This window comes from Peristeroidobacter soli, assembly GCF_004138485.1.
In the GTDB taxonomy this organism is placed as follows: Bacteria; Pseudomonadota; Gammaproteobacteria; order Steroidobacterales; family Steroidobacteraceae; genus Steroidobacter; species Steroidobacter soli.
In genome coordinates, this window is record NZ_RYEV01000004.1 from 371,459 (window position 1) to 384,680 (window position 13,222).

General features: G+C 62.3%; 13 protein-coding genes. 5 read left to right on the top strand and 8 right to left on the bottom strand.

Features of this window, described 5'->3' with window-relative positions:
- Positions 1-9 precede the first annotated feature (9 nt).
- Both prsK and EKO19_RS17365 read right to left on the bottom strand, forming a co-directional pair.
- Positions 10-2,100, bottom strand: a complete 2,091-nt coding sequence (gene prsK, locus EKO19_RS17360) for an XrtA/PEP-CTERM system histidine kinase PrsK (RefSeq protein ID WP_129777723.1) — start codon at positions 2,098-2,100, stop codon at positions 10-12.
- Positions 2,101-2,110: 10 nt separating this feature from the next.
- Complete coding sequence (locus EKO19_RS17365; RefSeq protein ID WP_129777724.1) at positions 2,111-3,508, bottom strand: TIGR03013 family XrtA/PEP-CTERM system glycosyltransferase; 1,398 nt, start codon at positions 3,506-3,508, stop codon at positions 2,111-2,113.
- Positions 3,509-3,822: 314 nt separating this feature from the next.
- Between EKO19_RS17365 and EKO19_RS39885 the strand changes: the two genes are divergently transcribed.
- Both EKO19_RS39885 and bfr read left to right on the top strand, forming a co-directional pair.
- Positions 3,823-4,011 carry a (2Fe-2S)-binding protein gene (locus EKO19_RS39885; RefSeq protein ID WP_129777725.1) on the top strand — a complete coding sequence of 63 codons (189 nt, stop codon included), beginning with the start codon at positions 3,823-3,825 and terminating at the stop codon, positions 4,009-4,011.
- Positions 4,012-4,153: 142 nt separating this feature from the next.
- On the top strand, positions 4,154-4,633 hold the full coding sequence (gene bfr / locus EKO19_RS17375; protein WP_129777726.1) for a bacterioferritin: 480 nt from the start codon (positions 4,154-4,156) through the stop codon (positions 4,631-4,633).
- Between the two features lie 76 nt (positions 4,634-4,709).
- Here bfr and EKO19_RS17380 read toward each other — a convergent pair whose 3' ends face one another.
- Entirely contained in the window at positions 4,710-5,387 is a 678-nt protein-coding gene (locus tag EKO19_RS17380; RefSeq protein ID WP_129777727.1) for a putative Ig domain-containing protein, read from the bottom strand.
- A gap of 591 nt (positions 5,388-5,978) precedes the next feature.
- On the opposite strand from EKO19_RS17380, the gene EKO19_RS17385 reads away from it, so the two are divergent.
- Both EKO19_RS17385 and EKO19_RS17390 read left to right on the top strand, forming a co-directional pair.
- Positions 5,979-7,274 (top strand): class I SAM-dependent methyltransferase, encoded by a 1,296-nt coding sequence (locus EKO19_RS17385; protein WP_129777728.1) that lies wholly within the window; start codon positions 5,979-5,981, stop codon positions 7,272-7,274.
- A gap of 13 nt (positions 7,275-7,287) precedes the next feature.
- Entirely contained in the window at positions 7,288-8,022 is a 735-nt protein-coding gene (locus EKO19_RS17390) for a hypothetical protein (RefSeq protein WP_129777729.1), read from the top strand.
- Here EKO19_RS17390 and EKO19_RS17395 read toward each other — a convergent pair.
- From EKO19_RS17395 to EKO19_RS17410, 4 genes are all read right to left on the bottom strand, one after another.
- Positions 8,007-8,969: a GDP-mannose 4,6-dehydratase gene (locus tag EKO19_RS17395; protein WP_129777730.1), complete on the bottom strand. Its 963-nt coding sequence runs from the start codon at positions 8,967-8,969 to the stop codon at positions 8,007-8,009. The genes EKO19_RS17390 and EKO19_RS17395 overlap by 16 nt on opposite strands.
- A 10-nt stretch (positions 8,970-8,979) precedes the next feature.
- Positions 8,980-10,077 (bottom strand): GDP-mannose 4,6-dehydratase, encoded by a 1,098-nt coding sequence (gene gmd, locus EKO19_RS17400; protein WP_129777731.1) that lies wholly within the window; start codon positions 10,075-10,077, stop codon positions 8,980-8,982.
- A gap of 104 nt (positions 10,078-10,181) precedes the next feature.
- Positions 10,182-10,547, bottom strand: coding sequence for a FecR/PupR family sigma factor regulator (locus EKO19_RS17405; RefSeq protein WP_129777732.1), 366 nt, complete (start codon positions 10,545-10,547; stop codon positions 10,182-10,184).
- 134 nt (positions 10,548-10,681) lie between these two features.
- Positions 10,682-11,302 (bottom strand): RNA polymerase sigma factor, encoded by a 621-nt coding sequence (locus EKO19_RS17410; protein ID WP_129777733.1) that lies wholly within the window; start codon positions 11,300-11,302, stop codon positions 10,682-10,684.
- Between the two features lie 319 nt (positions 11,303-11,621).
- Here EKO19_RS17410 and EKO19_RS17415 point away from each other — a divergent pair, with 319 nt between their 5' ends.
- Positions 11,622-12,143, top strand: a complete 522-nt coding sequence (locus EKO19_RS17415) for an RNA polymerase sigma factor (protein WP_129777734.1) — start codon at positions 11,622-11,624, stop codon at positions 12,141-12,143.
- A 3-nt stretch (positions 12,144-12,146) separates the two neighbouring features.
- On the opposite strand, the gene EKO19_RS17420 is transcribed toward EKO19_RS17415, so the two are convergent.
- Positions 12,147-13,160: a transposase gene (locus tag EKO19_RS17420; protein ID WP_129777735.1), complete on the bottom strand. Its 1,014-nt coding sequence runs from the start codon at positions 13,158-13,160 to the stop codon at positions 12,147-12,149.
- Positions 13,161-13,222: the final 62 nt, after the last annotated feature.

The following is a 13,222-nucleotide window of genomic DNA, read 5'->3' on the forward strand; positions in this document are numbered from 1 at the left end:
TGTGAGAGCTCAGCTGTTCACGGCGTTGCTGTTCGGCGCAGCCGCGGTCGCGTCCTGGCCCTGAGAAAGCGGAAGGCTAACCGCAAAACGGGTTCCCTGTCCGGGACTGCTCTGCACTTCCACGTCTCCCCCCAGCAAACGTATGTATTCACGCACCTGATAGGCGCCGATGCCCATGCCCTTGGCGCCCTTGGTGCTGTCGAACGGACGGAACAAACGGTTGCGGATGAAGTCCGCATCCATGCCCGCGCCGGTATCTTCCACCAGAAGCAGGGCTTCGCGCCCGTTTTGTCCGATGCTCACCGACACCGAGCCGCTCTCGCTGGTGGCGTCCTGCGCATTGCGGATGATGTGCTCGATGACCACCGACAGTCGCTCGGCGTTGGCCATGACCATCGTCGGCGGCCCCGCCTGCAGTTGCGGCTTGGGCGCCCGATAGCTGCAGCGGGACACGGCCCGCTCGGCAAGCTCACGCAGATCGGCGGCGACGTGACGGTCGGCCGAGGTCGAGCCCCGCAGCTGCTCGATCAGCTTGGTCATCCGGTCGGCCGCGTTGGCAATCGTTTCCATCGCGTCGTCGATGAATTCCGGCTTGTGCTTGTGACGCGGAGCATTGGCGACGATGAGCTTCAGCTGGGCCACCGAGTTCTTCAGATCGTGCATCATGAACGCAGTCAGCCGGTTGTAGGCTTCGAACTGACGGCTCTCGGCCAGACGGCGGTCCGCATCCTGTTGCGCGATGTGGGTGGCCACGTGGCGGCCCAGGGTCTTCAGCAAGTCGCGGTCTTCGTAGGTCAATTCGAACGGCGGTGGCGGATCGTACAACACCACGAAGCCCACCAGCCGATCCAATTGCAGCATCGGCGAGACGATGCGCAGCTGCTCCTTGTCGAGCAGCCAGGGCGGCATGGCGATGTTGCCGTAGAAGTCCGGCGCGCGGCGGAATTCCTCGGTATCGATGATCCATTGCTTGCCGGCCAGAAACTGCGGCAGGTCGTCGTCCGCCGAGAGGCTCGCCGGCAGTCCCAGCGAGTCGATACTCATCGGCCAGGCTGCATACGGCAGGAATTTCTTGCCGGTCTCATCGCGCAGGAACAGAAATCCGCCGGGACTGGTGAAGATCTGCGCCATGGAGCGCAGCGCGGTCCGTCCCACGTCTTCCTCATCGGTCGAGGACAAGGTGCGAATGAAACGCAGCCACTCGATGCGATAGTCGTACTTGTTCCGGTAGAAGTGCTTGCTGATGAAGACGCGCGCGTGCCGCCGAAGCGCCGCCGACGTGACCAGGCTCGCGAGCACCACGACGGCACCGGCGAAGAACACGATCTGGCCGACATTGCCCCACGCGCCGCCGATCTCGCGGACATACAGCCCGCCGAGCGCCATCACCGTCAGATACGAGCCGATGACCAGCACCGTCGTCGTATAGAAAACAATCTGGCGCGACACGAACACGTCCAGCGACCACTCCGGATTGCGCCGGGCGGCAACGGCGATCAAAGGCATCGCAAAGGCGTTCAGGATGCCGCGCGAGGTCCAGGCATCGATGGACACGGCATGCAGCAGCTCGGTCTGCGAATACAGGAACAGATCGTAGGCGAACAGCGTGCCTACGCCGATGATGAAGTACTTCAGCGACCGGCGTGCCACCTGCGATGAATTGCGAAAGATCTGCTCGAGCAGGATCAACGCCAGCAATGCGACCGCGAGCCCCGCGCGAGACAGCAGCAGCGTCGGATTGACCATCGCGACGCCGTAGTGTTCGAGCGCCGGCAGCACGACGGCCGCCGCCAGCAAGATCACGCACAGCCCGCGCGCCGCCATGGCGAGCCAGGCAGGCGCCGCGATGCCGGCGACCGCGACCAGCGCGAGCAGCCAGGCGCCGCCCCGAATCGCCTCAGCGAGATAGATGACGAGCACCGGTACGTGGCCGGTATAGCTCTGCACAGCGAGGATCCCGGCCCAGATGGCCGTGACCGCGCTGGCAACGATGAGGTGCCCACCCTGCTGCCGACCACGCCAGGCCGTGATCAGCAGGAGGGTCAGCACCAGAAAGCTCAGCGCCGCTATGCCATAGCTGGCAATACCGAACGCATTCATTCAGGGAATCTCAACGCGCGCCTTTTCTCCACACGATCACTTCCACCGTCTGCACCAGGATGGCCAGATAGAACAGCAGACTGTGGTTTTTGACGTAGAACAGATCGTATTGCAGTTTCTCGATCGCGTCCTGCTCGGAGGATCCATACGGATAGCAAAGTTGCGCCCACCCGGTGATGCCCGGCTTGATGGTGTGACGCTCGCGATAATACGGGATACGCTCCTCGAGTTGTCCGACGAACTCGGGACGCTCCGGGCGCGGGCCGACGAAGCTCATCTCCCCCCGCAGCACGTTCAAGATCTGCGGCAGCTCATCGATGCGCGTGAGCCGGGTAAACGCGCCGATCGGCGTGACGCGGGAGTCGTTCTTCACCGCCCACTGCGCGCCGTTCTTCTCCGCATCCTCGCGCATGCTGCGGAACTTCAAGAGCCGGAACGGCCGGCCGTACTGCCCGACACGCACCTGGCGATAGAAGATGGACGCCTTCGGGCCTTCGACGATTTTGATGGCGAGCGCCGTCAGCACCATGATCGGCGCGGCGACCACCAGCAGCGCAAAGCTCGCCAGGATGTCGAACGCCCGCTCCAGCGTGTCGTGGAGCCGGCCGCGTCCGAAGCCTTCGGAGAAAATCATCCAGCTCGGATTGAGCAGATCCAGGCGCACCTTGCCGGTCTCGCGCTCCAGGAACGACACCAGCTCCAGGATGTCCACGCCCTCCAGCCGGCACTCGAGCAGCTGATCCATCGGGAAGCGGCGCCGGCGATCGTCCATCGCCACCACGATCTCATCGACCCGATGCCTCTCGCACAAGGTGAGCAGATCGACCGTGGTCGGCAGCTTCTCGTTCTCAGGCACCTCGGAGCCCTCGTCTCCTTCGGCCGGCACATAGCCGATGACCACGAAGCCGCGACGATCCGAGCGACGGCGCAACCGGGCGATGCTGGCGCCCCGCCGCCCCGAGCCGTAAACCAGCACGCGACGCTTGAACAGGTCCTCATCGACCAGCGTGTCGAACACGATGCGCGCGATCACCGAGCCGCTGAAGGCGATCACCAGGCTGATCAGTAGCGCGCCCCGGCCGATGTGCAGGTCCGGGAACAGGTAAAAGAGAATGGTGATGAACATGGCGCCGCCGAACACGCTGGCGGCGACCCGGGCGATCAACCCGGCCAGGCGCGAGCGCTGACGGGAGTTGTACAGGCCCATCGCGGCCATGCTGATGAACAGCACCCCGGCGAAGACCAGCCCCCGGGGCAGCATGGGCCCCAGCATCTCCTCGGCCAGCGGCTGCGAGTTGAAGCGCAGGTAGGCCGCCGCATAGGGCGCAAAAAAGAAGATCACACCCTCGATGACCGCGAGAACGGCCAGGTGCAGGTGCCAATAGTGTTGAAAAATTCGAATCGCCACGCGTTATTCGAGCCTTGTTCGCTGCTGATCGGTCCTACGGTTCCGGCCGGCTATTGAGCGCGAGTTGCCTGCGGTGCACCAGCGGCCGTAAGTCTAGTCATCTCACCCTCACCAACCGCGTGAAGGCAGTCACAGGGGCTACTGTCAAATCCACGATCTCGTCCCAGCCTGACCAAAAGCCCCGGAGATAGACCGTGGGCGGCGGCCGGCGTGCTGTAAGAGGAGTCGTCAATTGACAATCATTCGCATTTATATTTACATGATGGCCAATCGGCGCGACTCATGCCAGTCGCCAGGATCGAGAGCCTGCAATCATGTACATCTGTGTGTGCCATGCCATCAGCGATCGTCAGATCCGCGAAGCCGTCGACAAAGGCGCGGCATCGTTGCTGGATGTCCAAATGCGCCTGCCGGTCGCCAGCTGCTGCGGCCGATGCGAAGATTCTGCGCGAGAAGTGATTGAGTCTCATATCGAATCTGCGAATCGTCCCGTTGCCGCCTGAGCCGACCTGCGTATTCTCGCGGTAATTCGTCGATTCGTCTCCCCTCTCCTCATGCTGCGCCGACGCGCAGTTGCCTCGTTCCGCATCGCTCCTCCACCATTCACGGCTGATTTGTCATTCATTCGAGTCGGAAGGAGCACCCATGCAGGGTAACGCAACGGTTTTGCGTCATCTCAACGTCGTTCTGAAGAACGAACTGACCGCCATCAACCAGTATTTCTTGCATGCTCGCATGTTCGAGCACTGGGGCCTGAAGAAGCTCGGCGAGTACACCTATAAAGAATCCATCGACGAGATGAAGCATGCCGACAAGCTCATCAAGCGCATCCTGTTCCTGGACGGTCTGCCGAATCTGCAGGACCTCGGCAAGCTGCTGATCGGCGAGAACGTCGAGGAAGCGCTGAGCTGCGATTTGAAGCTCGAGATGCAGGCGCATCCGGACCTGCGCGCGGCGATCGCCGATTGCGAACAGGCGTCCGACTACGTGTCGCGCGAGCTGTTCGAGGACATCCTCGAATCCGAGGAAGAGCACATCGACTGGCTGGAGACGCAGCTCGATCTGATCAAGCGCGTCGGCATTCAGAACTACTGCCAGTCGCAGATGGACACGGACCAGGATTGATCAAAAGAAACGGGCGGTCCCGAGCCCCGACATCCAGGGATCGCGACCGCCCGTTCGGTTCGCTCGAGTCGTTCGATCAGCTGATGGTCTTGCTGGCCGTGTTGGACAACTGGCTGGCGACGCCGGAAGCGTTCACCGCCACCACCGCGAAGTACCAAGTGCCGGAGCTCAGATTCTCCACCACGTAGCGGTTGATCGACGGATTGTCGATGTTCGCCGTCTGATCCAGGTTGGCCGCCGTCCGGCCATACATCACTCGAAAGCTCGCGAGATTGGCCAGCGTGCTGCCGTCGGAGTTCTGGGTCGGCGGCGTCCACGACAGCGTCGCGCTGCCATTCGCATTGGCCACGTCGCTCACCGTGATCGTGAACGGTCCGACCGCCGCACTGGCCTTGCCGTCCGAAACCGTGACGGTGATGTTGGCGTACGAGCCCACCTGCGCCGCCGTCGGCGTGCCGGAGATCCGGCCAGTCTGTGCATTGAAGGTTGCCCAGCCCGGCAGGTTGGCCACCGTGTACGTCAAGGCATCGCCGTTCGCGTCGGTCGCCGCCGGTTGGAAGCTATAAGCCTGGCCGACCACGGCGGTCGAGCCCGGCGTTCCTGTCACCGTCGGAGCAGCATTGGTGGAGCTGGTCGGCGGATTCACATTGCTGGAAGAGTCACCACCGCCCCCGCCGCCGCCGCAACCGGTCAGCAATACAGAGCTCAGGAGCAGGCAGCCGGCTAAAAATCCCGGAAAATAAGTACGTCGCATGATTCTCCACTGTGGCGGTCCGGCGCGCGCTGCTTGGCATCGGCGACGCGTTTCCGCTGTAAGTCTTTGATATCTGTTCGATATCTGGAGCTGAGACTCGCTCGGCCCAAGGGCTTGGCGAGGGCATGCGGGAGTAATAACAAGACCTGTGCCAGCCGCCGGGGGGCACTGTTGAATCAGCGAGTTACCTAGTAACTATAATTTTTCGGCAGGGGTGGAACCGGGGCCTTTCGTCGCCAAACGGGGACGGTTTTCGGTCAGGGCACTTCAAGCCGGTCTTATAAACTGCTGATTCCCAAGGAATCAATCCTTTGTAGGCAAACAGAGACAGTGTGACGTCGTGCGCGCTGAGACCAGCCCTTAGGACCGAGGCTGACGGGCGCAAGACCTCCCTGCGTGCGGCTATTCGCTCCCCGAGCCGCGGCCGATTCACGCCAAGAGTCTCGCGACCGACACGGGTCCGCCGGCTCGACAAAAGCGCGGCCATTCAATCGCTTCTTCCCTCCCCTGCGCACTGGTGCGCGAGCGCGGTTGAGCGCACGACGCATCCAGTCCAATTAGGCAGGGGCATCAGAACCAAGGAGCGGATTCATGTACCGACAGATCTCCGAGTGCCGCATTTGCAAGAACACGCAGTTGGTCGAAGTCCTCGACCTGGGCATTCAAACGCTCACCGGCGTGTTTCCAAGAACGCGGGCACAGGAGATCACCGCCGGTCCCTTGAAGCTCGTGAAGTGCACTGGCGAGGACACTGTCTGCGGATTGTTACAACTTCAGCATAGCTACGATCTGGGCGAGCTGTATGGCGACAACTATGGGTACCGCTCCGGGCTCAACTCGAGCATGGTGGCGCACCTGCATGGCAAGGTCCGACGGATTCTCGAGCGTGTGACGCTATCCGACGACGCTCTGATCATCGATATCGGCGCGAATGACAGCACGACCCTGCAGGCCTACCCCGCGCGAGGCTGCACGCTGGTCGGCGTCGACCCTACCGGTGCGAAATTCCGGAAGTTCTATCCGTCGCACATCCAGCTCATCCCGGACTTTTTCTCCGCGGCCACCGTCCGCCAGCACTTCGGCGAGCGCAAGGCGGCCGTCGTCACCTCGTTCTCCATGTTCTACGATCTGGAAGCACCGATGACGTTCATGAAAGAGATCGCCGAGGTGCTCGACGACGACGGCGTCTGGGTGCTCGAGCAGAGCTACATGCCGACGATGCTGGCGCGCAACTCGTACGACACCGTCTGCCACGAGCATCTGGAGTACTACGCGCTCAAGCAGATCCAATGGATGACCGATCGGCTCGGCCTGAAGATTATCGACGTCGAGTTCAACGACATCAACGGCGGCAGCTTCTCATTGATGGTGGCCAAGCAAGGCTCCCGGCACACCGAATCGCCACAGGTCGCCGCGATCCTCGAAGAGGAAGCGCGCACCGGGTTGAATACGCTGCAGCCCTTCCACGACTTCGCGAAGAACGTCGCCGCGAGCCGAGCCACCCTGCGCGCGTTCCTGGATGAAGCGAAGCGCTTCGGCAAGACCGTCTGCGCGCTCGGCGCATCGACCAAGGGCAACGTGCTGCTGCAGTACTGCAAGATCACCGAAACGGACATCGCCCGGGTCGGCGAAGTGAATCCGGACAAGTATGAGGCGTTCACGCCCGGCAGCCTGCTGCCCATCGTCTCCGAACAGGAGGTCCTGGCCATGCAGCCGGACTATCTGCTGGTTCTGCCGTGGCACTTCCGGGGCTTCTTCGTCGAGCATCCGCGCTACTTCGGTCACAGCCTGGTCTTCCCGCTGCCGCAACTCGAGCTGGTCCGCACCACCGCGCCGGCCGACGTATCGCAGCCGACGCGCACGACGAGCGAAGCAGCGCGGGCCTAGGCCAGGCTCGTTCGTGGTCGCCGTTTTCGTCTGCGGCAGCGACAACCGCATCGATATCCTCGAGCGCACGCTGCCGGCGCTACAGAAGTTCTGGCCGGCGTGTCCCTATCCGATCCATGTCGGCCTCAACACGTGTGCTCGCCCGCTGGCGGTCGGCCGGCCGATCCTCGCCCCGCCCTCCGATTGGCGTCGCGAGTTCGGACAGCAACTGACGCAGCTCGATCATGAGCACGTGATCGTCCTGCTGGATGACTTTCTGATTCAGGCGCCCGTGGCTCAGCAGCGCCTCGCGACGCTCGTCGAGGATGCCGTGCGGATGAATCTCGACTATCTGCGACTCATCCCGATGGGACGCTCGCTGCTCGCGCGAGCCATGGGCAGCCAGCCCGCTGAAATCGCCCGCGGCATCCAGCGAATCCGCGAACGTCATCCGTTCTATTCGGCGCTGCAGATTGCGATCTGGCGCAAACGCCACCTGCTCTCGATGCTGGAGCAGCCGCTGAGCATCTGGGAGTTCGAGCGTCAGTCGCTCGGTGAAGCACACCACTGCGCGATCACGACCGACCCGCCGATCGCCTATCGGCATCTGGTCGAGAAGGGACGCTGGCTGCCCTATGCCCGCTCGCTGCTGCGCCAGGCGGGATTTCCGCCAGAGCTCGGCGATCGCCCGGCCTGGCCGGCCACGCGCTATGGCCAATTGTTGGTCGATCAGCTGCGCTGGGTCGTGCTCGGCTATGCCACTTGCTGAGCGGCGATGTCGGCGTCGACCATCATGGTCACGAGCTGCTCGAACGACATGGACGGTTGCCATCCCAGCACGCGCCTTGCCTTGGCCGCATCTCCCAGCAGCGGTACCGATTCCGGCGCCCGTCGCACGAGCGGGTCGGTTTGAACGTACGCCCGGTAGTCGAGGCCCACGTGATCGAACGCAAGATCACAAAACTCGCGCACTGAATGACTCACGCCTGTCGCGAGCACGTAGTCGTCGGCAGTCTCCACCTGCAACATCCGCCACATGGCGCGCACGTAGTCGCCCGCGAAGCCCCAGTCGCGCGTCACGTCGAGCGTCCCGAGAGACAGCGAGCGAGTCAGCCCCGCCCGAATGCGCGCCACGCTCATCGAAATCTTGCGAGTCACAAACTCCGGTCCGCGGCGCGGGCTCTCGTGATTGAACAGGATGGCCGAGCAGCCAAACACACCGAAGTTCTCGCGATAGGTCCCGACCATCCCGTGCGCGAACAACTTGGCGACACCATAGGGATTGCGAGGTCGAAATGGCGTGAGCTCGTTCTGCGGCGAGCCGGCGACCGTACCGAACATCTCGCTGCTGGAGGCCTGGCAGAAACGTATCCTGGGATTGACGGCACGGATCGCTTCCAGCATCCGCACGACCGCGAGCCCGTTGTATTCCGCCGTCAGCGTCGGATCGGTCAGCAGCTGACTGCTCGATGCCCTGGCCGCGAAGTTGTAGATCTCCTCGGGCTCGTGCCGCTCGAGCAGTCGCCGCAGCGATGCATCGTCCAGCAGACTGCCTGGAACGATCTCGAGCTGACTGCGGATGTGCTGGATACGATCCAGGCGCTGACCCGCATCCTCACGCACCAGCCCGACGACCCGATAGCCGCGATCGAGCAGCAGCTCCGCAAGATAGGAACCATCCTGCCCGTTGATGCCGGTGATCAGTGCGCTCCGCATGCGGAGCGCATCAGGAGGCGATGCGCGATCCGAACACCGCCGGGAATCCGTGAGGCTTGAGCAACTCCTCGCACTGCGCTTCCTTCAGATCTTCCTTGACCATCTCCGCCACCAGATCGGCGAAGCTGGTCTTGGGAATCCATCCCAGCCTGGCACGCGCCCTGGCGGAGTCGCCCAGCAAGGTTTCCACTTCGGTCGGGCGGAAATAGCGAGGATCGACCGCGACCACGCAGTTGCCGGCGCGATCGTAGCCCTTCTCCTCGACGCCCTCGCCGGTCCAGCGAATCTTCATTCCCAGATTGTCCGCCGCTACATCGACAAACTCCCGAACGCTTCGCTGCTCGCCGGTGGCAACGACGAAGTCTTCAGGCGCCGCCTGCTGCAGCATCAACCACGCCGCCTCCATGTAGTCGCGCGCATGCCCCCAGTCTCTCAACGCATTCAGATTGCCGAGGTACAGACATTCCTGCAGACCGCATTTGATACGCGCGAGCGCGCGCGTGATCTTTCGCGTCACAAAGGTCTCGCCCCGGTTCGGCGACTCGTGATTGAACAACACGCCGTTGCAGGCGTACATGCCGTAAGCCTCGCGATAGTTGATCGTGATCCAGTACGCATACAGCTTGGCCGCGGCATAAGGAGAGCGTGGATAGAACGGCGTCGTCTCCTTCTGCGGAATCTCCTGAACCAGACCGAACAGCTCGGAGGTCGAGGCCTGATAGAAACGAACGCGCTTCTCCATGCCCAGAATGCGCACCGCCTCGAGGATGCGCAGCGTTCCGAGCGCATCCGAATTCGCGGTGTACTCGGGCTCTTCGAACGAGACCGCGACGTGACTTTGCGCGGCGAGGTTATAAATCTCATCGGGCCGGGTCTTCTGGATGACTCGCATCAGGCTGCTGCTGTCCGTCATGTCTCCATAGTGCAGATACAACCGCGCATTCGGTTCGTGCGCGTCCATATACAGATGATCGATGCGATGAGTATTGAACAGGGACGTCCGGCGGCGGATGCCGTGAACGACATAACCCTTCTTCAATAGAAATTCGGCGAGATACGCGCCGTCCTGACCGGTAATCCCTGTGATCAAGGCCGTCTTCTGTTTCATGAGCAGGTATCCAGTTGCGCCGTCCGTAGGGCCATGGCTGGATTCTGCCCCGATCGTCGCGAGCGCAGCCGGCCCGCTCGCAGGCTGCGTTGGCCCGCAGTGCTTTAGCGTTTCGTATCGACCATTGGAGTCTTGCAGACCTCCGCTGCGTCGTCCTCGTCCGCTTCGCGCGGCGGGACCGGTGGCAACGCGACCACATTGGTGGCATCGGCGGGAATGTCCGGTCCGGCTGGCAACTCGAGGCCGCCCACCCGGGTATCTTTCAACAATTGTTCGAGCTGCACCAGCTCGAGCACTTCGCGGATGTGCTTCGGGGAGCGTTTCAGCCAGCGCACGTAACCGAGCTTCTGTTCTTCGGTCACCTCCTCGGACCGAAGCACGACCAGCCAGTCGGCCGCCTGCTCACTGATCGACCTGGACCGACTGCTCGACTTGGACTTGGGCTTTCGTTTCTGGGGACGGTTAGGCATCCGTCATCCTCGCCAACGCGCAACGGCTCAGGTGCGACGGATTTTTATCGATCCCGCTCGCTCCTCCTCCCCAGCAAGCTAGACCGGACCATGATTGTGCATGGCCCTTGACATGGATGGGACGCGGATCTGCCTTATCCGACCTTTCTGCGCACGGGCTGCTGCGCGTCCAGATCCGGCGAGCCCAGATCCGAGCGCAATTCGGCATAAGCGCGAGCGATGTCTCTTCGCACGACACGCGGGGTCAACTTCAGTTTGGCGGCAATCTGCTTATACGTCAGATCCTCCCGGATGTGGAGTAGCAGCACCTGGCGTTGCCTCGGCGGCAACCGGTTGACCGCTTTACGGACGTGCAGGTTCACCAGGTCGTGCTCGACGGTGCTCTCCGGCTCGGCGTCCGGTTCGATCTGCAGGTCAGACAGCCAGACATCGTCGTGAGGCAGGCTGTTGCGTGCCCGCTCGCGCCATTCGTTGACGACGTTGGTCGCGATCCGGAACAGATAACTCTGGGGATATTCGACGACCGCGTCGTCGCTGTACCGAAGCAACCGGAGGAAGACCTCCTGCGCCACGTCGTCCAGGTCCGCCGACTGCATCGAGGAGCGGCTGGACAACCAGCGTTTCATCGCGCCCCGCCAGCTCTCGAACCATTGGGTCAGACGCTCGTTGCGGCTTTGTGTATCGACGACGACTTCCCTGACTTCACCCTCTGTCGTGCTCTGGTCCATCGGGCAACGTTCGGGAATGGCGCTCACGTGAGTCGTACCCCGCTGCTTGCATCGTCACTGGTTCGCCGGTCTGTCGCGCGAGGTGGTGTGAGCATGGCCTTTTCCCCCTAGGACATTCACTTAGTTATTGGCAGGGCTGCATTTACCTGGACAGGTGATCCCAATAGATACGGGGTCTGTCCATTCAACTAGTCGGGTCTGGCGGCAAAAAGTCGGTAGTAGTTCTGTCACATTTTCGCCAAGTCAGTTTCATGACGCGGCCTCGATGCACAGCTGCTGCAGTGCTTTGTTGTTGTCTGCTCAACGAAAGTGTCGTTGTGCCCGATGCGTACAACAGTGATGCAGAATGACCACCGCAGCCCCTGATACCCGGCTCCCCTTCACTCTCGATGCCACGTCGTTCCGGACCTATGACAAGCAACTGCACCGTTTTCTGGCGCGCCGTTTGACGCAGCGCCAGGACGCGGAGGATCTGGCCCAGGAGGTTTATTTACGCTTGCTGCGGATCGACGCCGCCAAGAGCGTCCAGAAACCGGTCGCGTATGTTTTTGGAATTGCGTCCCATGTGGTCGCGGACTTCAAGAGAGGCGCGCGGCCGGGGTACGAGCGCCTCGAGGACCGCGAGGACGATTCGGACGAGCGCGCCAGCTCACCGGACGATCTGGCCGACCGGTTGAATCTGCAACAGCAGCTCGAGCGCGCCTTCGCACGCCTGCCTCGCACGCACGCGATGGTCCTGATCGCGCACAAGCACTGCGGCCTGTCGTATGAAGAGGTGGCCGCCGAGCTCGGGCTGAGCGTTCACACCGTCGAGAAGTACCTCACCCAGGCCAAGGCCGTCATCCGGACCATGACCTGGGAACGTTGAGGATCAATACATCGCGTCCTGATCGGTGCCGCTGGCGTGTGCCGCGGACTGTCCCATTTCCAGGAAGTCCTCGCTCGAGACGGGGTGGCCGCCCAGCCCGATCGGCATCATGTGCGACAGCGCGTCCAGCTTGAACAGATCCGGCTGCCGCTTCCGATACGAAGTGATGGTCTTGGACAGCGTCGAAGACACCCGGCCGAGATAGCGAGAGATCTCCGCCAGCGTCGCGATACCCCGCACCGTCGTGTGCCAGGCGATCACCGCGCGAGCGAGCGCCAGTCTGCGCAAACGCGACTTCGACAATACGTCCTCCCGCGTCACATCCAGCATCCGGCAGACATCGTGGATGATTTGATCCGGCGTCATGCGCGTCGATCGCTTCGGCCGATGACCCGCCGCCTCGGCCAGCTCCGGGCCGCCGAGAATGCCCGGCGTCTTGGGCATGCCCCGCTCCACCAGTTTCACCGACTCCGGCGTCGGCGCCTCGGCCATCAACCGCTGATAGGCCGCCAGCTGCTCGTCACGCTTGCCCAGCAGTCGTCGAGCGGTGCCGCAATGGAGCCAGGGCACCTCACGCGCATTCGTGTATGCATGATGACTGGAGTACGCGAACTCCTCCGGCCGATCCGCCAGCCCCTTCAGCACCGGTACAAAATGGATGTAGTGGAGCAATGCCGTGAGATAGGTTTTCGGATCGATGATCACCGAGTCATAACGAACCTGAAACAGATGCCCCCGCTCACCGAGCTTGCGTTGAATGCCGCGCGCATAGCGGCTCTTCACCCATTGCATGAAATGACCCAGCGAGATCTCATCGATCTGCACGGCCAGATATATGGCTTCGGTGGTCCAGCAGTAAGCGTGCAGCCGCGCGCCGGTACTACGCAGCGCCGCCTGCAACACCGATTCGAACAGTTCATAGTCCTCCGGCTGAGAGAAGATCGGACGCTGCCTGGTGCCGCGTTGGACGACATGATAAGTGCCGCCAGGAATGTGGATCCGTCGGCGATATGACATTGTTTACTCTCCGTTCAGAAGCAAAGACTCTTCCTAAGCACTTGCGACTGCTTTCTCACGCG

Bases quoted from the DNA above. Each gene is read 5' to 3' on its own strand.
- prsK (WP_129777723.1), bottom strand. From the start codon at position 2,100: ATGAATGCGTTCGGTATTGCCAGCTATGGCATAGCGGCGCTGAGCTTT.
- EKO19_RS39885 (WP_129777725.1), top strand. From the start codon at position 3,823: ATGTACATCTGTGTGTGCCATGCCATCAGCGATCGTCAGATCCGCGAA.
- bfr (WP_129777726.1), top strand. From the start codon at position 4,154: ATGCAGGGTAACGCAACGGTTTTGCGTCATCTCAACGTCGTTCTGAAG.
- EKO19_RS17380 (WP_129777727.1), bottom strand. From the start codon at position 5,387: ATGCGACGTACTTATTTTCCGGGATTTTTAGCCGGCTGCCTGCTCCTG.
- EKO19_RS17385 (WP_129777728.1), top strand. From the start codon at position 5,979: ATGTACCGACAGATCTCCGAGTGCCGCATTTGCAAGAACACGCAGTTG.
- EKO19_RS17395 (WP_129777730.1), bottom strand. From the start codon at position 8,969: ATGCGGAGCGCACTGATCACCGGCATCAACGGGCAGGATGGTTCCTAT.
- gmd (WP_129777731.1), bottom strand. From the start codon at position 10,077: ATGAAACAGAAGACGGCCTTGATCACAGGGATTACCGGTCAGGACGGC.
- EKO19_RS17405 (WP_129777732.1), bottom strand. From the start codon at position 10,547: ATGCCTAACCGTCCCCAGAAACGAAAGCCCAAGTCCAAGTCGAGCAGT.
- EKO19_RS17415 (WP_129777734.1), top strand. From the start codon at position 11,622: ATGACCACCGCAGCCCCTGATACCCGGCTCCCCTTCACTCTCGATGCC.
- EKO19_RS17420 (WP_129777735.1), bottom strand. From the start codon at position 13,160: ATGTCATATCGCCGACGGATCCACATTCCTGGCGGCACTTATCATGTC.